This window comes from Pedobacter sp. Leaf132 (assembly GCF_920984695.1).
In the GTDB taxonomy this organism is placed as follows: Bacteria; Bacteroidota; Bacteroidia; order Sphingobacteriales; family Sphingobacteriaceae; genus Pedobacter.
This window is the reverse complement of the sequence record NZ_CAKLBO010000012.1, coordinates 44328-69765: the sequence shown is the minus strand read 5'-3', so window position 1 is coordinate 69765 and position 25438 is coordinate 44328. Positions and strand designations below refer to the sequence as shown.

17 protein-coding genes are annotated in these 25438 nt (G+C 35.3%); 5 read left to right on the top strand and 12 right to left on the bottom strand.

The genetic code is table 11. The features are described 5' to 3' along the window. Position 1: 1 nt before the first annotated feature. The 4 genes from LUA86_RS17490 to tgt all read right to left on the bottom strand — a co-directional run bounded on the left by LUA86_RS17490 (position 2) and on the right by tgt (position 7129). Positions 2–2806, bottom strand: coding sequence for a hypothetical protein (locus LUA86_RS17490; protein ID WP_231465194.1), 2805 nt, complete (start codon positions 2804–2806; stop codon positions 2–4). A gap of 1207 nt (positions 2807–4013) precedes the next feature. Then, positions 4014–4892 carry a DMT family transporter gene (locus LUA86_RS17485; protein WP_231465192.1) on the bottom strand — a complete coding sequence of 293 codons (879 nt, stop codon included), beginning with the start codon at positions 4890–4892 and terminating at the stop codon, positions 4014–4016. Between the two features lies 1 nt (position 4893). After that, a complete protein-coding gene (locus LUA86_RS17480) occupies positions 4894–5997 on the bottom strand; it encodes an LptF/LptG family permease (RefSeq protein WP_231465190.1) in 1104 nt (367 codons plus the stop codon). Position 5998: 1 nt separating this feature from the next. Then, complete coding sequence (gene tgt / locus LUA86_RS17475) at positions 5999–7129, bottom strand: tRNA guanosine(34) transglycosylase Tgt (protein ID WP_231465188.1); 1131 nt, start codon at positions 7127–7129, stop codon at positions 5999–6001. A 299-nt stretch (positions 7130–7428) separates the two neighbouring features. On the opposite strand from tgt, the gene LUA86_RS17470 reads away from it, so the two are divergent. Next, a complete protein-coding gene (locus LUA86_RS17470) occupies positions 7429–8484 on the top strand; it encodes a glycosyltransferase (protein ID WP_231465186.1) in 1056 nt (351 codons plus the stop codon). Positions 8485–8508: 24 nt separating this feature from the next. After that, positions 8509–9144: a 16S rRNA (guanine(527)-N(7))-methyltransferase RsmG gene (gene rsmG / locus LUA86_RS17465; RefSeq protein WP_231465184.1), complete on the top strand. Its 636-nt coding sequence runs from the start codon at positions 8509–8511 to the stop codon at positions 9142–9144. A gap of 10 nt (positions 9145–9154) precedes the next feature. Here the strand turns inward: rsmG and LUA86_RS17460 are convergent, their stop codons facing one another. The 5 genes from LUA86_RS17460 to LUA86_RS17440 all read right to left on the bottom strand — a co-directional run bounded on the left by LUA86_RS17460 (position 9155) and on the right by LUA86_RS17440 (position 19017). Beyond that, a complete protein-coding gene (locus tag LUA86_RS17460) occupies positions 9155–10339 on the bottom strand; it encodes a M56 family metallopeptidase (protein ID WP_231465182.1) in 1185 nt (394 codons plus the stop codon). Between the two features lie 2 nt (positions 10340–10341). Continuing rightward, positions 10342–10710, bottom strand: coding sequence for a BlaI/MecI/CopY family transcriptional regulator (locus tag LUA86_RS17455; RefSeq protein WP_231465180.1), 369 nt, complete (start codon positions 10708–10710; stop codon positions 10342–10344). Between the two features lie 176 nt (positions 10711–10886). After that, positions 10887–11861 carry a M28 family peptidase gene (locus tag LUA86_RS17450; RefSeq protein ID WP_231465178.1) on the bottom strand — a complete coding sequence of 325 codons (975 nt, stop codon included), beginning with the start codon at positions 11859–11861 and terminating at the stop codon, positions 10887–10889. A gap of 246 nt (positions 11862–12107) precedes the next feature. After that, a complete protein-coding gene (gene smc / locus LUA86_RS17445) occupies positions 12108–15641 on the bottom strand; it encodes a chromosome segregation protein SMC (RefSeq protein ID WP_231465176.1) in 3534 nt (1177 codons plus the stop codon). A 1072-nt stretch (positions 15642–16713) separates the two neighbouring features. Continuing rightward, a complete protein-coding gene (locus LUA86_RS17440) occupies positions 16714–19017 on the bottom strand; it encodes an ATP-dependent helicase (RefSeq protein ID WP_231465174.1) in 2304 nt (767 codons plus the stop codon). Positions 19018–19315: 298 nt separating this feature from the next. Between LUA86_RS17440 and LUA86_RS17435 the strand changes: the two genes are divergently transcribed. Beyond that, a complete protein-coding gene (locus tag LUA86_RS17435) occupies positions 19316–19639 on the top strand; it encodes a DUF493 family protein (RefSeq protein ID WP_231465172.1) in 324 nt (107 codons plus the stop codon). Between the two features lie 39 nt (positions 19640–19678). Here LUA86_RS17435 and LUA86_RS17430 read toward each other — a convergent pair whose 3' ends face one another. After that, the gene (locus LUA86_RS17430) at positions 19679–20650 is read right to left on the bottom strand and encodes an SGNH/GDSL hydrolase family protein (protein WP_231465170.1); all 972 of its coding nucleotides are present in this window, start codon (positions 20648–20650) and stop codon (positions 19679–19681) included. 76 nt (positions 20651–20726) lie between these two features. Beyond that, complete coding sequence (locus LUA86_RS17425) at positions 20727–21041, bottom strand: hypothetical protein (protein ID WP_231465168.1); 315 nt, start codon at positions 21039–21041, stop codon at positions 20727–20729. A 253-nt stretch (positions 21042–21294) separates the two neighbouring features. Between LUA86_RS17425 and LUA86_RS17420 the strand changes: the two genes are divergently transcribed. Next, positions 21295–22665 carry a dipeptidase gene (locus LUA86_RS17420; protein WP_231465166.1) on the top strand — a complete coding sequence of 457 codons (1371 nt, stop codon included), beginning with the start codon at positions 21295–21297 and terminating at the stop codon, positions 22663–22665. Positions 22666–23147: 482 nt separating this feature from the next. Then, positions 23148–24128 carry a glycoside hydrolase family 43 protein gene (locus tag LUA86_RS17415; protein WP_231465164.1) on the top strand — a complete coding sequence of 327 codons (981 nt, stop codon included), beginning with the start codon at positions 23148–23150 and terminating at the stop codon, positions 24126–24128. Between the two features lie 41 nt (positions 24129–24169). On the opposite strand, the gene LUA86_RS17410 is transcribed toward LUA86_RS17415, so the two are convergent. Continuing rightward, on the bottom strand, positions 24170–25396 hold the full coding sequence (locus LUA86_RS17410) for an MFS transporter (RefSeq protein ID WP_231465162.1): 1227 nt from the start codon (positions 25394–25396) through the stop codon (positions 24170–24172). Positions 25397–25438: the final 42 nt, after the last annotated feature.

The window sequence follows — 25438 nt, the reverse complement described above, 5'->3', positions numbered from 1 at the left end:
TTTAAAAGCTGTAATTAAATGAAAATTCTAATATCGGGTTTTGGTTGTAAATTTTGTTAACGAAAACTAATCTTGCGCCAACATCTACAACAGGTTGATACCGCAAAAGGTTTAATTTACTATTTATTTCTACGCCGTAAGTTTTTGGTTCGGTAATTCTGGTGTTAATACCTATGTTTTCGTAATGGCAAAACAAACCCGCTCTAAAATTTCTAACATAGGCAATAGAGCTTAATTCCCAATCGGGAAAGGCAAATGGAAAGCGATAATTGATAAGCATTGTGTTTTGCAATTTATTTCTTGCTAAAATGTTATTGTAGCCATATACAGTTGCAATTTCTGTAGCGTACTGATTTACACCACTTGCTTTTTGATAATTGAAACTTGCCAAAAATGAATGATTTTTTGCAAAACCAGGGAAGTAAAGAAAACTTTCTAAAGCTAAAATCTCGCCGCCAAGGTTTTTATCAAAAGGTTGATGATTGTATGTTGCTCTAAATATTTGTGCCCATCGCGGTGCAATATCTCTTTCGGTTGTATTTACGCTGTGGTTAAAAGTTAAATTATATTCCATAGGGAATTTTACCTGGCGAATAAAACTAGCAGGCATGTTTTCTGTTAAATAACGCTGCGTAAAAGAAGTTGCCGTGTTGAGCGTAAAAGCATACGTACTATTGCGAGCGTTAAACGAAATGGGTACTGATGCATTAAGTTTGTAATATTGTTCTCTCCAATCTCCCTGCTGGATATTGTTTTTAGTTTGATAGAACGTTCTTCTTGGTCTGTTGCGGTATTGTAAGCTTAAAATTGGGTAAAGTGCTTTATAGCTAATATCTGCTGTGTATTCAAATCGCTTTAAATCCCGGTGGTATTTTACACCTGTGTAAAAGTTCATGGTGTTTAATAAATTGTTGGATTGAAGTTCCAAACCGAATACATATTCGTTATCTATAACCGGAATGATGCTGTGGAAACTGAACAGGTTTAAACCCTGATGAAAAGGTTTAGATTGATATGCGCTATCTGGAATATTTTTAAAAACATTGCCAACGTTTTCCTGCTTTTCGGCTGCGGCAGAAAAATCAATAAAAATATCTTTACCTACAGGTTTCTCCGTTTTAGTTTGCTCGGCAATTTCATAACCATTGATTTTATAATCGTTAAAAATAATTTTTCCATCTTCTGTTTCTGATGCATTAAAGGCACCATATTTAGAATTACTGAGGGCGGTAATTTTTTTCGAAAGGATATCGATACTGTAAATGTTATCGATACCATTAAAGTGCGCATTAAATGCAATGTTTTTACCAATAAAAATTGGCCGGCTAAGTTGCTGCCTGCTGTTAAAAATTAAACGGGTTTTTTTATTGCCCTCTATCAACCATAAACTTTTTCCATTTTCGCTTACGCTGATGTATGTAATTCGATTTCCGCTTTTATCAAAAGCCGGAGTTTGCAGAATTTCATTTTCAGGATTTGGATAGGTTTTTAAAATGGCGCCACTTGAAGCATCAATTTCTATAAGATTGAATTGGTTGTTAAGTTCAACTTTAGCGGCGATAATTTTTGTTCCATCATTGGACAGGCTAGGGGAGAAGATACGACTTTGGCTACTTAGTTTTTTAAATTTTTTAGTTTTAAAATTATACGAACAGATTACGCTGTAGCTTCTCTGTTTATAGCGTGGGTCGTAGCGGATTTCGTCCCATACTAAAACATTATTTTTATAACTAAACCATGGCTGCTCCTGATAGCCAATTCCAAATAACCTTTGCTCAGTTTTATCATCATTTACAAGAACAAAATACCGGGCATCTTGTTTGCTTTCTTTCAGTGCTAAAATCTGATTTTTGTTGATGCGAACAGGTAAGAAATAATTGGTGGCAAGGGATGTTTTTTTGTTTAAACTTTTATAGTTTTCTGCTTGAATTTTATCTGCCTGTGCTTTCCAGTTTTCTGCGATTTTATTTTGTGTAGAAAGGAAATAATTTTTTGTGTTTTTGCCCGTAATTTTTTTCAAGCTCTGAGCAAATGGATAGAGTCTTAACGGTCTTTTTTTTATGTCTGATAGCAGGCTGTCTGAAATAAATTTTCCATATCTTTCTTTCATATCAGCTACCATTAAATATCCCGTTTGGTAGTAGCCAGGTGTGGCATCTTTATTCGAGCCAAAATAAGCTTTACTATAAGAAAATTTTTTTCCTTCTAAAAGTGAGGTTCTAAAAGGCATGATCCATCTTGGCTGTCTTCCCCTGCCAGATTGGGTTAGGGCAGTCTCATTAACTACCGCATCTCCTTCAAAAAACCATATCGGTAAAGCTGCCCCGAAATAAGCAAAGTAAACCAACTCCGGAAAAGGATGTTTTTGGTTTCCTGTCAATTTGTCAAATTGTGCAGCGTGTCGAAGTTCGTGAACAGCAAGGTTATTTAACCAATCCTGACTATCGAAATATTGTGGTGGTGTAGCGTAAAATTCAGACTTCTTTGGAGCAAGCTGAACAAAGCCATTTGCGATGGTTCCTCTATTCTGTAACAGCAGTGGGATGGAGGTCTTTTGTTGCCTTAAGCTAAATCCAACTTTAGTATATATGAAGGGTAGGGTATTAGCCATTCTTTGGGCTTCATTTTCTAATTCTTTAGGATAGATGATTTTGAAGCCTTTAGCCTGGATGTAGTTCCATTTTACACTAAGTGGGTTTTGGGCACTGCTGAATATTTGCCCAAAAACGGGTATTGAAACAGAACTTAATGTAATTAAAGATAAGTATCTGATAATTAATTTTTTAAAGTATAAATTGTAAATCATTTATATGTTTTGCTAAAATATTTAGTATTAATCAAAATTTGACATGCTATCTTATTAAAATTAAAATTTATATATATTATTATAAGTGTTTGATTTTTATTGATTTATAATATTATAAAAAATAAAAAATGTAGGTTGTAATAGCGCTCTTTTTTATTGTTGTAAAGCTTTTTCGATGGCTTTAGTCGGATAAATATTTTGATAATTTTCAATGCTTAAATTTACACTTATTAATCCGAATTCTTGGGAGATTTTTTACAACAATCAGCTTTTAGATTACCAAAGCTTCAACATCAATCAGTTATTTTTTGTGCATTTTATTAGAATTTTTTGCAAGATTAACTTAGGATTTTCAATATATTTCGTGCAATTTTTTTCATCACGTATGCTGCATTTTAGATTTATGTTTTACACTGATTTTATGAACAATTTTTCGGTTTTAATTTTCAATAGATTACCGCTTTATATCTACAACAAGTTTTTGCTACGATATGTTTTTTCAGCCATTTATTAGTAATCTTAAAAAATAGAGATGCTGACTAAATGTCTGCTTTTTAAATTGTGTAAGCATTTGTCAAACCAAACTAGATATTGGGTTTTTGTCTAAAAGGAGCAAAAATTTCATTCAAATAATTGCGCTCGTTTTTAACATTAAGATTAAATTTTTGTGTTTGTTAGGTTGTTATTTTGAATATAAGTCTCTGTTTTTACCTCTGAAATTTTATGTTTGCTGTATGTTTTTTTCAAGATTTTGTTCAGTTTTTGGTATGAAATTAGGCATCATAATCCGTTTTCCTGCTCATATTTGCTTGCGGGTGATGTGAATCTCCACAATTTAGAATTTTATAAAAATGTATATAAATAACTGATTTTAAGTTGCTTAACTAATTACCTGTATTGTATTTTTGCTTTAATAATTTTATACAGATTATACCTGAATTAAGCTGAAAACGGCTAAAAACCAGAGGTTAAAGGATAGCTTTTGAACAATATTATCAGTCATTTTTGACTGCTTTTACCTGAGAAAATTATAAAGAAATGTAGTGAATATCCCCTCTATTTTCTCTGCTTTTTAACTTGCATCAGGTAATGATAAATCGAAATTCTAAAATGCAGAGCTGGCTTATTTTTATAAAAATCTCGACAGAAAATTACCGCAATCAGTAATAAAAATTTGTGAAAAAAATACTTATTAAATCATCTGGATTTAACGATGATTTTTTCTGTTCTTGTAGATTGGATATAGGAAGATAGAAGCTAAAATGATGACTGCTCCGAAGTAAAAACCAGTACTCATTTGTTCTTTATTTTGAAAGAAAATATAAGCCAGAATAATCCCGTAAACTGGTTCTAAATTGGTAACTAGTGCAACACGAAATGCCGATAATGTTCTCATTACAGATACGCCTGCAACGTAAGCAACCGAGGTGCAAAATGTGCCTAAAATTGTTAAATAAAACCAGTCTTTTCCACTTAAATTAAATGGCATTGAGGTGAAAGAACCATCATAAAAACGGTAAATGGTAATCCAGAATAGGCCACCAATTAATTCGTAAAATCCAATAATTGCGGGCTCGCTTTTTTGAACAAGTGTAGAATTTATGGTAGAAAATAAACTCGATGCAACGGCTGCCATTAATCCGAAAATAATACCTAAAGTGTACTGGCTTTCGAATTTAAATATCATATAAATACCGGCAATAATTAGTAAGCCAACTAAAATATCGCCGCCATAAATGGGTTGTTTTTTAATTAAAGGTTCTAAAATTGCTGTAAATAATGTAAAAGACGATAAGCAAACTAGCGTTACAGAAACTGTAGAAACCTTAATTGCATGGAAGAAAAATATCCAATGAATGGCTACAATTCCGCCTGTTAAAAAGAATTGAATGAATTGTTTTTTGGTTACTTTGATGCTTTTTTTGGTTATTAGAAACCATACAAAAAGTGTTGATGTTGCAATCAAAACCCGGTACCAAACCATTGGTACGGCATCAATAGAAATTACCTTGCCAAGCACACCTGTAAAACCCCAAACAAACACTGTTGCATGAAGAATAAGTAGATTTTTTTTATTTGCTTCCATGCTATTTCGGCGCACGTTTCAACAGAAAAAATCCTAACAAACCAAATACTATTGTTGGCGATAATACCGCAATAAATGGCGGTAAACCACCTTTAGTAGAAAACATTTGTGTAAACTGATTAAACACAATATAAGCGAAGCTAAAGAAGATACCAATACCTAAAGATACACCTACACCGCCACGCACTTTTCTAGAAGACAATGCCACTCCTATGAGCGTTAAAACAAAGGCCGATAGGGGATGCAGATAGCGTTTATACTGCTCAAATTTTAGGTCGTTCATAATTCCCGTTCCACGGATTTTTTCTTTTCTGATTTTCTCAGAAAGTTCGGTAGTGGATAGGTTTTGAACCACGTTATCATAAGCAGAAAAGTCATCCGGACGCATATCTAAAATAGTGTCTTTAAGCTTTCCACTTCCGTAAATCATACTTTCCTTCAATCCATTTATATTACGGATTGTGTAATTGCTCAACTGCCATTTTCGCTTGGTTGAATCCCATTTTATGTTTTCTGCAATAATCTTTTTGGTTAGCACATCGCCATCAAAATTATCAAGAGAAAAGCGATAACCATAATTGGTTTTATTATCGAAACTCTGTATATAGATATACGTTTTGTTATCCAATTTCATGTGGATATTCGCTTTTGTTGATGGGTCGTTGCGCTTTACATAAGTATTTTCGAAACTATTTTTTAAAGTATTGGTATAGGGAAGTATGTATAAATTCGATAATAAATTTGCGGAGAAAATTACACTAGCAGAAATAAAATATGGCCATAAGAACCTGTTGAAACTCACTCCGCCGCTCAAAATTGGTACAATTTCGGTTTGATCGGCCATTTTTGCGGTAAAGAAAATAACGGCAATAAAGTTAATTAAAGGCGAAAGCATATTAATGTAAAACGGAATAGAGCCTGCGTAGTATTTAGTTAAAACACCCCAAAAGCTTAATCCACTTTTCAAAAAATCATCCAGTTTTTCCGATAAATCGAAAACAACAATTATAACCACAAAAATGGCAAGTGTATAAACAAACGTGCCTAAATATTTGCCGATTATAAAGCGGTCGATAATTTTTATATTTCCCTTTATTAAGTTCATTTTATAATTTATTGCCCAATACTTTAACCATTTGGTTTTTCCAGTCGTAAAATTCGCCGCTAATAATCTTCTCTCTTGCAGTTTGAACTAGCCAAAGGTAAAAATGAAGATTATGCAATGTTGCAATCTGGGCACCAAGCATTTCATTGCTATGCACCAAATGACGTAAATATGCCTTACTGGTAACTAAATCTACATGTAAATCGCTATCAGCCTCAATTGGCGAGAAATCGTTTTCCCACTTTTTATTTCTGATATTAATAATACCGTTTTTGGTAAAAAGCATTCCATTTCTGGCGTTTCTGGTCGGCATAACACAATCAAACATATCTACACCTAAGGCAATATTTTCAAGTATATTGATTGGAGTACCAACACCCATTAAATAACGTGGTTTATCAGCAGGTAATATGTCGCAAACTACTTCAGTCATTGCATACATTTCATCAGCAGGTTCTCCAACCGATAAACCTCCGATTGCATTACCCTCACGGTTCATACTTGCAATAAATTCTGCAGATTTAATTCTCAAATCTTTGTATACAGAGCCTTGCACAATTGGAAACAATGTTTGGTCGAAGCCGTATTTTGGTTCGGTGTTATCAAAATGTGTGCAGCAACGTTTTAACCAACGGTGCGTCATTTTTACGGATTCGGCAGCATAAGTGTAATCACATGGATATGGCGTACACTCATCAAAAGCCATAATAATATCAGCACCAATAGTACGCTGAATATCCATTGCATATTCTGGCGTAAAAAGGTGTTTAGAGCCATCAATGTGAGAGTGGAACGTAACGCCTTCTTCTTTAATCTTTCTAACTTTACTTAAAGAATATACCTGATAACCACCACTATCGGTTAAAATCGGTCTATCCCATCCAATAAATTTATGTAATCCGCCGGCGGCCTCTAAAATGTCAAGTCCTGGTCTTAGATATAGATGATATGTATTACTTAAAATTATTTGTGCATTTATATCGTTTTCTAGCTCACGCTGATGTACGGCTTTAACTGTACCTGCGGTGCCAACAGGCATAAAAATTGGAGTTTGTATTTCGCCATGTGCTGTAGTTACAGTTCCGGCTCTGGCTTTAGATAATGGGTCGTTAGCCTTTAAAGTAAATTTCATATAGGATGCAAAAGTAACAAATTTGCCTTATCTATATATACAGTAAATCAGTTTAATGGATAAACACATGGCTCTAAATTCCACTTACTAATGCTTTTCATTAAAAATTTGCCAAAATATCTGCTTTCAAAATACTAACATTCACTAATAATGTTGATGTTTTTTTAAGAAAAAGGCTGGTATTGCAGATTTAAAATGAGAAATTTGCGCCTCCTTATTTTAACGCTGTGATACTAACCCTTGTCGAAATCTGTTTGATTTCATTTTTTATATTTTGTTTCTTAATTCAATTATATTATGTGCTTTTTGTACATCTAAGGCTTGCAAACGTAATTGTAAAAGAGGTACCCGAGATTGCTGTTGCGCCTGTTAGCGTAATTATCTGTGCCCGTAACGAAATTAAAAATCTGCAGCAGCACTTACCGGCAATCTTTAATCAGAATTACCCTCAATTTGAGGTTGTGGTGGTAAATGATAGGTCGTGGGATGGTACTGAAGAGTATTTGGAACACCTGGAAAAGCAACACCCAAATCTAAAAGTTGTTAAGATTTTAGATAATGATAAATTTATCGCCGGCAAAAAATTCGCAGTTACAATGGGCATAAAAGCTGCCAAATACGATTGGCTGGTGTTTACAGATGCTGATTGTGTTCCGGACAGTGATAATTGGATAAGGTGTATGCAAAAACCCGCTGATGAAGCGACTGAAATTGTCATCGGCTATTCTCCTTACTTAAAGAAACGTAGTTTATTGAATGCGCTTATTCGTTTTGAAACATTTTTCACTGCCGTAAATTACCTCGCTTTCGCTTTAAAAGGAATGCCTTACATGGGTGTAGGTAGAAATATGGCTTACAAAAAGTCTTTATTTTTTAAGAACAAAGGCTTTGCTGCCCACATGCATATACCATCAGGAGATGATGATTTGTTTGTAAATGCACATGCAAATAAAAGGAATACGGAAATAAGAATTAATAAAGATAGCCAGGTTTGGAGTGAACCTAATCATAGCTGGGCAGGTTATCTGCGACAAAAAAAGCGTCATTTTGGGGCTGGAAAATTTTACAAGCCTAAGCATAAATTTGTACTCACTTTTCAAATCGTTTTTCAGTTTCTGTTTTATATCGCTTTTGCAGCTTGTATGTTCTTTAGTTTAGAAGCTAAATATATCGCCGGCGGCATTCTATTATTAAGTATTATCATCAGAAGTTTAATTTATCCGAAGTTGCTAAATCGCTTAAATTATAGAGATTTACGTTGGTGGTTCCCTATTTTAGATATACTTTTGTTCTTCTTTTTAATCTTAAATGGCTTTTTATCTATTTTTGGAAAGAAAAAAGTAAACTGGAAATAAAGCAAAGCCTGAAATAAAAATAATATGTCTGAAATAAAGCCTGATATCATCCTCAAATATTTTCCCGATTTATCAGAAAAGCAACTTTCACAGTTTTCTCAATTGTTCGATTTGTATAGCCATTGGAACGCTCAAATCAACGTAATCTCGAGAAAAGATATTGAGGAGCTTTACGAACGCCATGTATTACATTCTTTAGGTATAGCAAAAGTCTGTAATTTTAAAAAAGGGGAAAATGTACTTGATGTTGGTACAGGAGGTGGTTTTCCGGGCATTCCATTGGCTATTTTATTTCCTGATACAGAATTTTACCTGGTAGATTCTATCGGGAAGAAAATTAAGGTTGTAAATGAGGTTGCATCTGCATTAGGACTTGATAATTTAAAAGCAGAACACTTAAGGGCAGAGCAAATCAAAGATAAATTTAACTTTATTGTTTCTAGAGCAGTAACTCGTTTGGGAGAATTTTATCCCTGGATTCAGGGCAAATTCAAAAAGGATTCTTTAAACGCAATTCCGAATGGAATTTTATACCTAAAAGGTGGAGATTTGACCGAAGAAATTAAAGAATCAAAACTGAAAGCAGAATTATATCCGCTTTCAGATTATTTTGAGGAAGATTTCTTTGAAACGAAATATGTTGTTTACGTTCCACAGTAGACTATTTTTTCTAACCTTTTTTTGCCGGCTTTGGCTCGATTGGTGGCGGTGGCGCTAACCTTATTTCCAAAACTTCACCTTTAGCAGCTTTCGGTGCTTTTGGTTCTACCGGTGGTGGCGGTGGTGCTATCTTTATGTCCAACGATTTCGTAGCAGGAGCTTTTGGCGGAGGTGGCGGATTTTGACCATTTTTCTTGCCATACAGCTTCTTATTCCTGGGCTTTTCAATCGGTGGCGGCGGCGGAACCTGTCTCGTTGGCTCTTCTATTACAATTTCTTTAGCCTTTGCTTTTTTAGGCGTTGTTTGCTTTGGACTAAAATTGCCCAAATTGCTTTTTGGATACAAGTCTAAAATTCCATAATCTTTTGTAAAGGCCATTGTTGATGTGCATAACATCGCACCAACAAGTGGCATGGCAACAAGCAATCTTAGCCTTGCCCATTTAGCCGATTTCTTTTGATTTAACATAGTGATTCTTTGTTTTAAAATTGATGAATTAAATATTTGATTCGTAAGCGATAAATTCTGGCTATCGTAGGTATTCTGGATTAAAAACATTGCATATTCATACTTTGCTATCTCGTTTTTTGTCGTGGCTTCATCTGCCAGATATTCGTGTAAAAGCTTTATGTCTTTCTTTAGAAGATAGATTAAAGGATTAAACCAACTTATAATTTGCACGAATTCTAATAGGAGCACATCAATGCTATGTTTTTGATTAATATGAACCATTTCATGCTTTACTACAATGTTTTTTTGAGGTAAGGATGGGTCGATAAAAAGTAAGTTAAAAAACGAGAAGGCAGTTTTCGTGTTGGATAATTCTATAACTTTAAGCCCGTTTTCTAGTTTTACATCGGCTTTTGCCAGCATAGCTATAATGTGTTTAAAACCTACCAAAAGCCTTAATAGCAAGCATGCCGCTCCGATTCCATAGATAAGTAAGAGGCCATTTTCTAAAGTTAAAATGGGAGATTCTTCAACTTGGTTGTAAGCAATTTGTTGGTATTGAAGCGCAGGCTTTAAAAGAAATCCAATCTGTAAAAAAGGCAATGTAAATGCTAAAACTGAAGAGATTAAAAGATAGAATCGATTGGCTGCATAGAAAGTTTCTTTATGCAATACTAATCTGTAAAAAACGTAAAAAACGGATAAGTACAGATTTGCTTCGAGTAAATAATATATCCAACTCATAATTAGGTTTTTTTAAGCTTTTCGGCTAGTTTAATAATTTCGTCAAGTTCATCGGAATTCATTTTTTTATCTTTTACTAAAAAAGAAACTAAACTCTCGTAAGAGTTTTCGAAGTAATTGTTCATTACTTTATTCAGGGCAAAACGTTTATAATCAGCTTCAGCTACAATAGGGAAGTATATGTGTGTGTTTCCGATAGCCTTATGATCCACAAAACCTTTGCCCTCTAAAACTCTGATAACCGTAGATACCGTATTGTAAGCTGGCTTCGGTTCGTCCATCTTTTCAATAACGTCTTTTACGAGTGCTTCACCCATTTCCCAAAGGATTAACATGATTTGCTCTTCTGCTTTTGTAAGTTCTTTTAACATCTTAACTATTTTTGTAGTTTGCTTAATCTAATTTACAACTATTTATGTAGTTTACAAACTATTTTTATAGTTTTTTTTAATTTATTGATTTTTAGCGTTTTAATTAGCTATTAGCCTTTTTTAGGGCATAAAAAAACCTGCCTCGTTGGGGCAGGTGTTAATTTGTTTTATATGGATTAGAACTTTTCCTGCTTCCGCGGATTATCCATCATTATCATTTTATCTTTTAATAACTGTTGTAAGCCCGATTGATTATCTATGCTTTTAGCAACATCTAAAACAACATTTGCAGCATTGCTAAAGAATTGCTTTGTAATGGTTTGATACTCATCAGTTGCTTTGTGGTAATCTTTATGATCTTCTACACCAAAATAAAGGAAAGGAATATTTTTAGCATTAAATGCACCCTGGTCGCTTTGGTTTGTCCAATCATCATGGCCAAGTTTTGGGTCATCGTGACCTAAGCTTACTTTGATATCCTTTCTATTGGTATCTACATGCTTTTTTAAAGATGGGTACTTAAAGGTTCCGGCAACATATAATTCTCCTTTATCGCTATGACTAATCATATCCATATTTAAATTTACCACTATGGTTTCAATTGGTACTGGTGGATTAGCAACAAATGCTTTAGCGCCTTGTAAACCCATTTCTTCTGCATCAAAGGCTGCAAATATAATGGTGTTAGTTGGTTTATGTTTTGCAAAATAAGCTGCAATTTTTAATAAGCCAGCTGTGCCCGATGCATTATCATCAGCACCATTAAAAACCTGATCTTTAACCACACCCAGATGATCATAGTGTCCAGAAACTACAATTACATTGGAAGTTTTACCCTGAATATATCCAATTACGTTTGTGCCATTTACTTTTGTGCCGCCTCTTGAGTTGAAAGAAAATTCCTGAGCATAATTTATATTTTGTGGATAAGATTTTAAACCAAGTTTTTGAAATCGTTCTACGATGTATGCTCTAGCCATTTCTGCACCTTTTGTCCCTGTTTTTCTGCCTTGATATGCATCAGATGAAAGCGTTTCAACATCTTTTAGTAGTTGCGTATCTAGTTTAGATGAATCTGTTGAACCCTGATTTTTTACGGATGAGCAACAGCTTAGCGTAATTGCTAATGGAATTAAGTAAAGGAATTTCATTTTTACGATTATTAAAAGCTAAAGATATTAATTATTGGGATATTGATAGGAAAACATTGTGTTTTATACTGTATTGCGTTTATAAACCTGATGGGAATGGCAGCTCCCGATTCTTCATCGGGACTAAAATGTACAGCAGGACTGGATTCGGCCATAGAGGATTGCTTTGCTTTTCTAATTTTAAAAATCTAAGTGCATTATAGTAAATATGAGCTTTCAACTTTTCACTTTCAACTTTCGATTCTTTTAAGCTGCAACTTCCCGCAAATCTACCGCAACTACTCTCGAAACACCTTGTTCTACCATGGTAACGCCATAAATAATATCGGTGCTGGCAATAGTTCTTTTGTTGTGCGATACAATTATAAACTGCGACTGGTCAGAAAACTTACGGATAATGTTGTTAAATTTATCAATGTTGGTATCATCCAATGGAGCATCTACCTCATCAAAAATACAGAATGGGGCAGGTTTAAGCAGGTAAAGGGAAAACAAAAGCGCAGTTGCAGTAAGGGTTTTTTCTCCTCCGGATAATTGATTAATTGATAGCGGGCGCTTGCCTTTCGGACGAGCGATGATATCGATATCTGCTTCAAGCGGGTTTGATGTGTCCGATAAAATTAAATCGCAGCTATCTTCATCATTAAATAAGGAGCGAAACACAACAATAAAATGTTCACGTGCTTGCGTAAAAGCCTGCATAAATTTTTCTTTTGCAGTATCATCAATTTCTTTAATGGTTTGCAAAAGGTCGCTTTTGGCTGCGTTAAGGTCTTTTTTCTGGTTTTGGATAAAAGTATAACGCTCATCCATTTCTTTATAGGCTTCCATAGCCATTGAATTTATGGCGCCAAACTCATCAAGCTGGCGTTTCATTTTATCTACCTTTTGGCGAAGTTCGAATTCACTTTCCGTTACCTCGGTCTCTGTTTCCAATAAATCGTTAATATCAATATTAAATTCAACAGCCAAACGCTCCTTAAGTGAGTTTAAATCAATTTTTAGTGTATTTTTCTTATCCTTTATTTCCGTTAGTATGAAATCTGTTTCTTCACGGTTTTTTCTCAATGTGGTTAAACTGGTTTCGAGCTCGTTTATGTTGCCCTTGCTGTCAAAATAGTCTTTCTCAGCTTCAGCCAAGCCTTTTTCCATTTCTTCGCGTTGCTGATACATATCTAAAAGCTTATCATCACTCAAATCTGTATGCTGCAAAGTATTGGTAATCTCTGCTAATGTTGCTTGAAGTTCTTTATCGTTTTGCGCAATACGCTTATTTAGTGCTTCTTCTTGCACAAATCGGTAATCTAAATCCTTTTCTAAACCAGAAAGTTTATTTTGTTGCTGATGAAAGCGGATATTATCCTGATTGAATTTGGTTGTAGTTTCGTTAACTGCATCTGCAGTTTCCTGATAGTTGAGCTGTTGTTCCTGTAAGTTTAGATGTGCGTCTTGCTGTTTTTTCTGCAATACTATCAAAGCGGGTAATTTCTCTGAGAGCAACTTTTCAATAGAAACAATCTTTTGAGCAATATCTGTTTTCCGGTTTTCGCTCGTTGTAATAAACTCCTGGTATTGGTCTCTACGGGTTTGAAGAGAAATATGCTCATTATTTAGCCGGTTCATTTCTTGCTGTAAAACAGTAAGTTGGTTAACTTTTGATGCGTCTTTTAAATTGAAAATATTTTCTGTTTCGGTGGATATGGTGTCATTATACTGGTTGATCAGCGTTTCTGATGATTTAATTTCTTTCGCTAAATTCTCCAGATTTTTGGCCCTTCCGATTCTTTTACCTTCAAATAAACCTACTGAACCACCCGATAAGGTGAATTTGGTTTGAGCGTATTTTCCGTTTTTGGCTAAAATTGTAATGCCTTCCTTAGCATTTTGCTTGAATATATTTTCTTGTTCAGCTATTGCGATGTACACATTTTGAAGCAGGAGGTTGCCCAGGTTTTTATATTTCTTATCAACCTCAATAACTTCCAATGCAGAAATTAAACCTTCGTGATTTGCAATAGTAGCATTTTTATCAGGAATATTTTCCAGTACAAAAAAGTTTGCCCGGCCTCTGCTTGCATCCGTTAGTAAATTAATGGCCTGAACAGCATCTTCATATTGTTCAACTACATAATGGTTCATCACCGGCTCTAAATAGTTTTCAATTGCAATGCGATAATCTTCATCACAAAATAAAATATCAGATAGGAGCAAAGCATTTTTAGAAAATGAACTATTCTTTTTTAGAAAACGAATGGATTCCGGAAAGCCTTCTAAGCTATCTACAAGCGATTTGGTAAGGTTATATTCGTTTTGCTTAGCATCTTTTTTGCGGTTTTCGGCATTTAGCTTTTCTTTGTTGCTGTTTAAATTTAGTTCGGCAATGCTTAGTTTTTCTTTTAAAATTTCTTCTGCTTCGGTGAGATTTTTAATTGTTGTCTGCTTTTCTCTAACCTGTATATTAAGTTCTGCCAGGGCATGATCAAATGCCTTTAGTTCCATGCTTTTGGTTTCAGTATCATCAACATTTCTGTTGGTTTCTTGTACCAAAGCATCTTTTTGAATATTTAAAATATCGATTTCTTTTTGCGAAGCATAAACCTGGCTTTGCAATTCATTAACTGATTTCACGAGATTATCTGTTCGGTTTTTCTCGGTTTGCTGCTGTTCTCTTAGTGTATCAAGCGAAGTTTTTAATGTTTTTAAATCTGCTTCAACTTTATTAAAAACTTCGGTTTCCGTTAAAACTTCTTCGTTAAGTCGCTTAATATTGTACTTAATGTGGTTAAGTTGATTTTTATCTTTATCAAGTTCAGTCGCTAAGCGGGTTTCTTTCTCTTGCAAAAAACGCATTTGTTCGTTTTTAACTTTCTTTTCGCTCTCGTATGCACGAATTTTAGAAACTACTTCGTTTGTAGCTTTTTGTTGCACCGACAAATTTTTTTCCTGATTGATACTCTCTAGTTTAAGCTTTTGCAGGTTAGCCTCACCTAAATCTATTTGTGAACTTAAGGCTGTTCGATTTACCTGCTCATTTTGTTCCTGAGTTTCCAAAGCAATTAAATCTGTACGAAAAAAAGAAATGCGGTGCGAGGCAAGTTGCACACTCAAATCTCTATATTGCTCTTTAAATTTGTAGTATCGCTCAGCCTTTTTAGCTTGATTTTCGAGTGTTTTAAGGTTTTTTTCAATCTCAAAAAGCAAATCTTCTACACGTTCTAAATCAGCTTCAGTATCTTTTAATTTATTAAAAGTTTGCCTTTTACGAAGTTTATATTTTGATATTCCTGAGGCTTCTTCGAATAAAGATCGGCGTGAATTTTCTTTGTTAGAGATAATTTCATCAACCATTTTAAGCTCGATTATAGAATAACTGTCGGCACCGATACCAGTATCCAAAAATAAATCTGTTATATCTTTTAATCTGCATTGAACATCATTTAAGCGATATTCACTATCGCCATTTCGATATAATTTTCGCGTAATGGTAACTGATGAATAAGCTGTTGGTAAAATATTTTTGGTGTTATCAAAGCTCAAAGAAACTTCGGCGAGTTGTGCCTGCTTGCGGTTTTTTGTTCCGTTAAAAATGATGTTTTCCATTTTTTCAGAACGGAGCGCTCGTGTACTTTGCTCGCCCAAAACCCAACGCATGGCATCGATAACATTAGATTTTCCGCAACCATTCGGACCAACAATAGCCGTAACACCCTCATTAAAGTTGATGGTTACTTTATCGCCAAAGCTTTTAAAACCTTTAATCTCTAACTTGGTAAGTTGCATGGTTCGAATCCGGGGAAGCGGATATCAATATTAAGGATAATTTCATTGTTTTTCAAACGGAAACTGATTGTTTAACCGCTGAGTTTGCAAAGTTTTACGCAGAGAAAGAAGAGGTGTTTTAATATAAGGAATAGTACTTTTATGATGATAAAGCCAAAAAAGATTAGCCACAGAAACATAGAAGACATGGAAATAGGATTTAATAATTTTAGTGTACTCGGTGTTCTGAAGAAAAAAACCTCACCCTATGTAAGTAGGTGGTTTGGCTAATTTTGTAACCGCCCTCTCCTTGAAGAGAGGGTTTTATGGAACTGTGCTTAACCCACTATCTTCATTTCCCTCTCTTCAAGGAGAGTGATTGCAGAGTTGCATTAGTACGGTAGAAACGTGGTTAGGGTGAGGTTAAAATACTATTTACTTCACCCTGTGAAAGTACGTGGTTTAGCTAATTTTGTGATTTAGCTAATTTTGTAACCGCCCCCTCCTTGAAGAGAGGGTTTTATGGAACTGTGCTAAACACACCAACTTCATTTCCCTCTCTTCAAGGAGAGGGATTGCACAGTTGCATTGGTACAGCAGAAACGTTGTTAGGGTGAGGTTAAAATACTATTTACCTCACCCTTTGAAAGTATGTGGTTTGGCTAATTTTGTAACCGCCCTCTCCTTGAAGAGAGGGTTTTATGGAACTTTGCTAAACACACCAACTTCATTTCCCTCTCTTCAAGGAGAGGGATTGCAGAGTTGCATTGGTACGGCAGAAACGTGGTTAGGGTGAGGTTATAATACTATTTACCTCACCCTGTGAAAGTACGTGGTTTAGCTAATTTTGTGATTTAGCTAATTTTGTAACCGCCCTATCCTTGAAGAGAGGGTTTTATGGAGCTGTGCTTAACCCACCACCTTTACTTCCCTCTCTTCAAGGAGAGGGATTGCACAGTTGCATTGGTACAGCAGAAACATTGTTAGGGTGAGGTTGGATGTGGTTTTGTAAAATCTTAATAGGGTATGACAAAAAAAGCACGAAGAAAATCATCGTGCTTACATAGAATTGTAAATCTGTAGCTACTACCAACTATTTCTTAATCATCAGCTTTGCGAATTTTAATAATAATTGCTTATTGCCTAATCCTTGAAAGAATACTGTTGCTTTTACATCAGGCAAAGTGCCTTCCAGACTAATAATTTTACCAAAACCAAACTTCTCGTGTTCTACTTCCATGCCATTTTGAAACTCGTTTGGCTGCGAAGGTGTGAAGCCAGGTGTTGGCACGTGTGCCTTCGCGAGTAATGATGTTGTTTTTGGGCGTACTGGTGGGGCAGATGTTGTTGCGCTTGCAGGCTTCGGCTTACTGAAGAAATCTCTTGGTTGCGATGTCCAGCTTTTACGTTCATCATCGAAATTACCATCTAAGAAAGCACTTTTTGCTGCAGGTTTAACATCTAATTCCAAATATTTGGGATTGATTTCATTTATAAAACGGCTCGGTTCGCAATTTGTAAGTGTGCCCCAACGATAACGGGATGTTGCATAAGTGATTGTTAATTTTACCTCAGCTCGGGTTATTGCAACATAAAATAACCTGCGCTCTTCTTCTAAATCAGAACGCGAATTAACCGACATTTGAGAAGGGAAAAGGTTTTCTTCCAAACCAACGATAAACACATTTTTAAATTCCAAACCTTTGGCAGAGTGTATGGTCATTAAAGAAACGGTATCCTTATTTTTATCGCCGTCTTTATCATCGTTGGTTAAAAGCGCAACATCTTGCATGAAAATATCAAGGCCTTTTTCCTCAATATCTTCTCGCTCGGCAAACTCTTTTATACCATTTAATAATTCCTGAATGTTTTCATATCTGCTTCTGCCTTCAACACTGTCATCATTGTAAAGTTCCTTTAAAATACCAGCGTGTTGCGCAATAAATAAAGCAGTTTCGTATGCATCAAGTTTTTTTGCTTCGGCAGCAAAGCTTTGTATCATCATCGAGAAATCGTTAAGCTGGTTGCCTAAACGGCCATCTACATACATGTGTGCATTCGAAATTACATCCCACATGGTTTTATCATGTTGGTCTGCGGCTACTATAATCTTATCAATAGATGTATCTCCAATACCACGTTTTGGATAGTTAATAACCCTTTTAACAGCTTCTTCATCGTTCGGATTAAAAGTTAACCTGAAGTAGGCAATTAAATCCTTTATCTCTTTACGTTGATAGAAAGACAAGCCGCCGTAAATTTTGTAAGGAACATTTAGTTTTCTTAAAGATTCCTCCATCGCCCTACTTTGAGCATTTGTACGATATAAAATCGCAAAATCGTGGTAATCATAACCTTTCAAACTACGTTCCTGCACAATAGATTCGGCAACCAACTTACCTTCTTCGTTATCTGTAAATGCCCTTGCAACTTTAATTCTATCTCCCTGAGGATTTTCTGAGAAAACATTTTTTTCAAGCTGATTTTTATTGTTAGCAATTATGCTGCTGGCTGCATCAACAATGTTTTGAGTAGAACGATAGTTCTGTTCTAACTTATATACTTTTAAATCCGGGTAATCGCGTTCAAAATTTAAAATATTCTGAATGTTTGCGCCACGGAAAGCGTAAATACTTTGAGCATCATCGCCCACCACACAAATATTTTGGTAAGCTGCGGCAAGTTTTTTAACAATCGTGTATTGAGAAAAGTTAGTATCCTGATACTCATCAACCATTAAATACTTAAATTTCTGTTGGTATTTATTTAAAACATCAGGATGTTCTTTTAATAAAATATTGGTTTTGAACAGCAAATCATCAAAATCCATTGCCCCAGCTCTAAAACAACGTTTAGCATAGGTTTCGTAAATCTGTCCGATTAATGGTCTTTTATTCTGATTATCTTCTGCTTGTATCTGTTCGTTTGAATTATATTCGGCAGGAGAAATTAAATTATTTTTTGCTGAAGAAATCCTGTTAAAAACAAAATTAGCTGCATAAAGCTTATCATCGAGTTGCATTTCTTTCAAAATACTGCGAATTACACTTTTGCTATCGTCTGTATCGTAAATGGTAAAATTACTTGGATAACCGATTTTTTCTGCTTCAACTCTTAAAATTTTTGCAAATACCGAGTGAAATGTTCCCATCCAGATGTTTTTAGCCTCCGCACCAACCACTTTGCTAATACGCTCACGCATATCTTTACTGGCTTTGTTGGTAAAGGTTAAAACTAAAATATTAAATGCATCTGTTCCGCTTTGTATAAGGTGCGCAACGCGATAAGTTATTACTCTCGTTTTTCCCGAACCTGCACCCGCAACAATCATTACTGGTCCTTTCGTATTCTCAACTGCTGCTCTTTGCTGTGGGTTTAATCCTTCTAAATAATCCAAATTGGCTCCTGTTTTTACAAGCTCCAAAAATAACAAATCATATGCGCATTAAATAAAATGTTGAGAAAAAGCCTTCAAAATCTTTTGAAAAGCAGAACCTGTGTATCAAACAATGTTAGTCCTTTGCTATGCTCATACCTGCCCGCCGCAGGCAGGCCCTTCAAGCCTTAATCTCAGGGCGGTATCCGCTTCGCCAAAGGTTTAATTAACACAAGCCTATACAACTATGTACGGTTTATAGCGATATGCCAAAATTGCATGCAAGCTGTTTGGGAATAGAATTTGATATGTACATTATATGGAAGATAACAACTTTAAAAAGAATATAGAATTTACAGATATCCCCGATGGAACGAATGTTGATGTTTATGCTAACCTGAAAGAGAAGCTAGAAAGCGTACAGCAATTCCCTGGTATTTATTGTTTCAAATTTATCATAACTGGAGGCTTAGAAAAATTAGAAGATTTACGCAAAATTTTTCCGAATGATGAATTTATTGAGCAGCCTTCTAAAACCGGTAAATACTTATCTATCACAGTAAACAAAGAAGTGCAAAATGCAGATGAAGTAATTTTTGTTTACAAGCAGACTGCCGAAATAAAAGGTATAATGACGCTATAATTCGTAAATTATTTTAAGATTATAGCAACAAATTTTATTTTATCTTACTACAATAAATTTTTTGACAGCGTTGTATTGTCCAGAATCTGATGAGATTTTAAAGAAATAAATACCTGCAGTAAAGGGTGTTGTATTAATTTCTAAAGTGTGTTTGCCGGTATTAAGGTATTCATTAACTACGGTTTTAATTAACCTGCCCATCATATCGTAAATCTGTACATTTATCTTATCAGATTCTGGCATCACAATATCTATAAAGGTTTGAGTTGATGCCGGATTTGGATAGTTTTGTGTGACTATAAACTTTAAAAATCTTTCAAAGATAGCCTTATTTATGGCATCAAATATTACGTAACTAACCAAGCGGTAGCCTCGGGCATTCGGGTGAAATGGATCCTGATAAAGTGAAAAATCCCTTCTCATGGCTGCATTTACGTCTGCTAAATATATTTTGTATTCTATAGCAAGCTTTCTGTAAGCTGCATTAATGTTTCTAATGGTGGTGTTTACCGCAATTAGTTCCCTATTTGTACGGTCATCTACAAATTGGAGCGTACACAATATTGGTATAAGTTTTTGCTTTAGGCTGGTTGATATAAGCAAGCGCATGTGGTCGGTAGTTTCGGCAACACTACCAATTCCTCTTGCCATGGCTAAGGCATCATTAATACCCATATTTAAAACAATAAAACCTGTTCTATTTGCTATGGCATTATCAATTCGCAGTAAACCTTGTCGTGTTGTTTGGCCACCAATACCTTGGTTGGTGATGTTTATCACTTTGCCTGCGTAACATTTTGCAAAGTTGCTCTCTAACAAAGGTTGAAAACTCAAGCCCTTTACGCCTTCTACCGTGCTCGCTCCAAAAGTTACGATGTTAATACTGTCTTTAGCGTAGTATTGGGCGGCTTCAGGGCAGCTAACGCCGTTATTTATTTGGGCAGAAACAAAAACCGGCGAAAAAAAAGAAAATAGAAGCAAAGCATAAGTTATAATTGCGCCTAGTTTCATTGATAAGGTTTCTGTGTAGAGATTTTAATGAAATTTTATTAGGTCGCAATCTACCAAAAAACTAAGAAATATTCTATTAGTATTTCATATTTGACTTTTGCGTTTCAATAGCGAAGCAATTATTAAGCACAATCCATGTTTTGTGTTCATAATTTTTGTATGAAGTTGTGTCTACAACATTCACAGTGTAAACCTTTCCCTTATTTTGTAAAAGCAACCAATTGAAACCGTTTTTAGTAAATTTGCTGAGCAAATTGCCGCTAATTATGGTGTATTCTTTTTGTTTTTGCTTACCGTAACTACCTGATTGATAGGTTATTTGTGATGATTCGGTTTTTGAAATGAGAATGATAGCGAAAAATAGATAGAATTTAACCATAGGGGTAATCATTGAGCGTTTTTTGGAGCATTAAATATTTAAATGGTTTTCCTTACCGGTGATTTTGTTTCAATAAAGTTGTTACAATTTTCAAAAATCTTTGGCGGAAATAATTGAGTGCAAATATAAATTAATCAATCAAAGATTATAAAATATTGTAATTATAAAACTACAAACTTATTGATAATTGTCAATTTTTTGATTTAAATGCTTCTACTGTCAGTTATGTCGCATAAATCCTATATTTGTCGAAATTCATTTTGTTATGCAAGAAATTAAAAATTATGTAGAGGCAAACAAGCAACGTTTCCTCGACGAATTGTTTGAATTATTACGTTTTCCATCGGTAAGTGCCGACCCAAAATACAAAGCTGATGTTTTGAAAACAGCCGATTATGTGGCTCAAAAATTAAGAGATGCCGGTGCAGATAATGTAGAGATTTGTGAAACTGCAGGTTATCCGATAGTTTATGGCGAAAAATTAATCGATGCCTCTTTACCAACAGTATTGGTGTATGGTCACTATGATGTTCAACCTGCAGATCCACTAGAATTATGGCATACGCCACCTTTTGAACCAACTGTTCGTGATGGTAAAATTTATGCCCGCGGCGCTTGTGATGATAAAGGACAATTTTACATGCATGTTAAAGCTTTCGAACTTATGATGCAAACCAACACTTTGGCTTGTAACGTTAAGTTTATGATTGAGGGCGAGGAAGAGGTTGGTTCTGCAAACCTTGGTATTTTTGTTAAAGCAAATGCCGAACGTTTAAAAGCTGATGTTGTTCTAATTTCTGATACTTCTATGATTAGCATGGAACATCCATCAATTGAAACTGGTTTACGTGGTTTAGCTTACATGGAGGTAGAAGTTGTTGGCCCTAACCGCGATCTACACTCTGGGGTTTATGGTGGTGCGGTAGCAAATCCGGCTACTATTCTATGTAAAATGATTGCTTCGTTACACGATGAAAATAACTACATTACCATTCCTGCTTTTTATGATAAAGTAATTGAACTGACTGATGAGGAGAAAAAGGCTTTAAATTCTGCACCTTATGATGAAGAAGAATATAAGAAAGACCTAAATATTGAAGAAGTTTGGGGAGAGAAAGGTTACTCAACTTTAGAGCGTACAGGTACACGCCCAACTTTAGAAGTAAACGGAATTTGGAGTGGCTATATTGGCGAAGGCGCTAAAACCGTATTGCCAAGCAAAGCAAATGCGAAAATTTCTATGCGTTTGGTTCCTAATCAAAGTTCTGAAGAGATTTCTGATATCTTTGCTAAACACTTCGAAAGCATTGCGCCAAAAAATGTAACCGTTAAAGTTACGCCTCACCATGGCGGCAAACCGGTAGTTACGCCAACAGATAGTGTAGCTTATCGTGCTGCTGAAAAAGCAATTGAAGATAGTTTCGGTAAAACGGCTATTCCAACTCGCGGTGGCGGTTCTATTCCTATTGTAGCCTTGTTTGAAGATGTTTTGGGTATTAAATCGGTGTTATTTGGCTTTGGCTTGGATAGTGATGCATTACACTCGCCGAATGAAAAATACGATATTTACAATTATTATAAGGGCATTGAAACTTTACCATTGTTCCATAAATATTTTGCTGAATTGAGTAAGTAATTCATTTGTCGTTCTGAGCGAGCTCGGGAAACAATAAATCCCTGTTTATTTTTTAATAGACGGGGATTTTTTTTAGACTTCGAAACAATAGCTCCCTGAAAGCGGAAATATAGATTATGCCTATTCATCAAGCTATCCCCCTTTGGAGGGGCAGGTGGAGAATTTCTAAACTTTGAGGTAAAACTCCACTGCTAAGTTTTTTTTAGACCGCAAGAAAGGTCTTCGACAAGCTCAGACTGACAACGAATTTATTGATTTAATGACATTGTGGGTGGTTGAAAACTTTAATAGCATAACAAACCAAGCCACCTAAACCCGACCTGAATGTAAAATCCTTTGCCGATTTTTTCTATCGGCAAAGATTTGAAATGGGGGCGGGACCAAACCCAACCGAAGCACTTCTGAAACTGCTTTTCAAATCATTAAAGAAATTCATCACAGTCACAGTTTTTTTAGAAGGTAATTTTTTTTAAATTGTGGGCATGAAATACATATTCTCATCTCTTTTACTTTTAGCAGCGAGCTTTTCTTATGCTCAAATTACTAAATCGATTAAGCAATCGGGAAACCCGATTTTTGAAGGTTGGTATGCAGACCCTGAGGCAGCGATTTTTAACAATAAATATTGGGTATATCCTACATATTCTGCAAAATATAAAGAGCAGGTTTTTATAGATGCATTTTCTTCTGCAGATTTAGTAAGCTGGAAAAAGTACCCTAAAGTTTTGGATACCGCTGCAATAAAATGGGCAAATAAAGCCATGTGGGCGCCGGCAATAGTAGAAAAAGGGAAAAAATATTATTTGTTTTTTGGAGCTAACGATATTCAAAGCGATAACGAAGTTGGCGGAATTGGTGTTGCGGTTGCAGATAAACCCGAAGGGCCATACAAAGACCATTTGGGCAAGCCCTTGGTTGATAAATTTTACAACGGTGCGCAACCTATTGATCAATTTGTATTTAAAGATAAAGATGGTCAGTATTACTTGATTTATGGCGGATGGAAGCATTGCAACATTGCTAAATTAAATAAGGATTTTACAGGCTTTTTGCCCTTTGATGATGGGAAAATTTTTAAAGAAATAACGCCAGATAAGTATGTTGAAGGTCCTTATATGTTTATTAGAAACGGAAAATATTATTTTATGTGGAGCGAAGGCGGCTGGACTGGTCCTGATTACAGTGTGGCTTATGCGGTAAGCGATTCGCCTTTTGGCCCATTTAAAAGAGTTGGCAAAATTTTAGAACAAGATGCTGCGATTGCAAGAGGAGCAGGACATCATTCGGTAATTATTAATGAGAAAAAGAATTCTTACCATATTGTTTATCACCGCCGTCCGTTAACAGAAACAGATGGAAACCATCGTGTTACCTGTATTGATGAAATGAAGTTTGATGAAGCTGGAAATATCCTTCCGGTTAAAATTACTAATGAGGGCGTAAAAGCTCAAAAGGTAAAATAATTCTTTTTTCCGTTTTTGGCTATTCGGTCGGAAACGGAAAACTAATCTGCACTCAAAACGGCTTTTTCCTGTTTTTTATCCAGCAAGCTAAAGCCATAGGCACAAATTAAAAGAATACACGCCAAACCAAACCAAAGCCAGTTATAACTTAGTTGCTTTGCAATAAAAAAGCCTGCCATAGGGCCTACAACCTGGGCACAACTCCAGCTCAGCGTATATCCGGCAGCATATAAACCTCTGTTATGCTCGTTACTTCTGCTAATTACAACGGTATTGATAAAGGGCAATACAAACATTTCGCCAATGGTAAAGGTTACAATGGTTAGCACAGCCGAAAATACGTGGAAACTTATGGGTGCGCTGAGAATCAAATAAGAAACCGCAAAAAATACGGAGCCTATGATGATAAAGAAAATCGGCGAACGTTTATGCTCAATTTTATTAATCATTATCATTTCAAAAAGGGCAATTATAGCGCCATTTAAACCGATTATAATTCCGATAGCAAATTCGTCAATGTGCCATTGCTCTTTAAAAAATACCGGAACAACCCTAAACATTAAAAAGGCACAGGTTATAAAAAGTGTGGTTAACAATATAAACTGAACATAAAATTTATCTTGCCAGGGTTTTAAAATAACCATACTGCTGCGGTTCTCCTTTGCTTTTTTTATGAAATCCTTAACCTGAGGAAGCAGAAATAAGATAGCTAAACCAACCAAAATGCTCACGCCTCCTTCTACAATAAATAGTAATTTATAATTTATGGAGGCAATTATCCCGGCCATGCTTATCCCTGCAGACCAGCCTATGTTTACCGCAAGGCGATTTAAAGAATATGAACGCGTTATGGTACCTTCTTTAGCATAATGTGCAACTGCTGTAAAATTCGCCGGACGAAAAGCCTCTGAAAAGAAGCTGATTACAACCGCTAAAACGCAAAGTGTAGAAAAGTGGGTTATTGTAGAAAATAAGATGAACAGTAAGCCACCAATAATGGAGGAAAGTATCTGTACGGGTCTGAAACCTATAATATCAGTCAGTTTGCCACCAGTTGCAGAGCCTAAAATAGAACCAACGCCGAATAATGTAATAATTAAACCTGCATCAATTTCTGAACGATGCAAGCTCTGCGTAACATATAAACCCATAAAAGGAACGGCCATGCTTCCGCACCTGTTAAACATCATCACAATGCTTAACAGCCAGGTTTCTTTACTTAAGCCGCTAAATGAGGTTTTATAGGTATTTAATATGAGTTTGAGCATTGGTCTGGTTTCGATTGCAAAAGTAGTGAAATGGGATGTGAT

What these genes read in the sequence shown, in the direction of transcription:
- LUA86_RS17490 (WP_231465194.1), bottom strand. Translation starts at nt 2,806, where the DNA reads ATGATTTACAATTTATACTTTAAAAAATTAATTATCAGATACTTATCT.
- LUA86_RS17485 (WP_231465192.1), bottom strand. Translation starts at nt 4,892, where the DNA reads ATGGAAGCAAATAAAAAAAATCTACTTATTCTTCATGCAACAGTGTTT.
- LUA86_RS17480 (WP_231465190.1), bottom strand. Translation starts at nt 5,997, where the DNA reads ATGAACTTAATAAAGGGAAATATAAAAATTATCGACCGCTTTATAATC.
- tgt (WP_231465188.1), bottom strand. Translation starts at nt 7,129, where the DNA reads ATGAAATTTACTTTAAAGGCTAACGACCCATTATCTAAAGCCAGAGCC.
- rsmG (WP_231465184.1), top strand. Translation starts at nt 8,509, where the DNA reads ATGTCTGAAATAAAGCCTGATATCATCCTCAAATATTTTCCCGATTTA.
- LUA86_RS17460 (WP_231465182.1), bottom strand. Translation starts at nt 10,339, where the DNA reads ATGAGTTGGATATATTATTTACTCGAAGCAAATCTGTACTTATCCGTT.
- LUA86_RS17455 (WP_231465180.1), bottom strand. Translation starts at nt 10,710, where the DNA reads ATGTTAAAAGAACTTACAAAAGCAGAAGAGCAAATCATGTTAATCCTT.
- LUA86_RS17450 (WP_231465178.1), bottom strand. Translation starts at nt 11,861, where the DNA reads ATGAAATTCCTTTACTTAATTCCATTAGCAATTACGCTAAGCTGTTGC.
- smc (WP_231465176.1), bottom strand. Translation starts at nt 15,641, where the DNA reads ATGCAACTTACCAAGTTAGAGATTAAAGGTTTTAAAAGCTTTGGCGAT.
- LUA86_RS17435 (WP_231465172.1), top strand. Translation starts at nt 19,316, where the DNA reads ATGGAAGATAACAACTTTAAAAAGAATATAGAATTTACAGATATCCCC.
- LUA86_RS17430 (WP_231465170.1), bottom strand. Translation starts at nt 20,650, where the DNA reads ATGAAACTAGGCGCAATTATAACTTATGCTTTGCTTCTATTTTCTTTT.
- LUA86_RS17425 (WP_231465168.1), bottom strand. Translation starts at nt 21,041, where the DNA reads ATGATTACCCCTATGGTTAAATTCTATCTATTTTTCGCTATCATTCTC.
- LUA86_RS17420 (WP_231465166.1), top strand. Translation starts at nt 21,295, where the DNA reads ATGCAAGAAATTAAAAATTATGTAGAGGCAAACAAGCAACGTTTCCTC.
- LUA86_RS17415 (WP_231465164.1), top strand. Translation starts at nt 23,148, where the DNA reads ATGAAATACATATTCTCATCTCTTTTACTTTTAGCAGCGAGCTTTTCT.
- LUA86_RS17410 (WP_231465162.1), bottom strand. Translation starts at nt 25,396, where the DNA reads ATGCTCAAACTCATATTAAATACCTATAAAACCTCATTTAGCGGCTTA.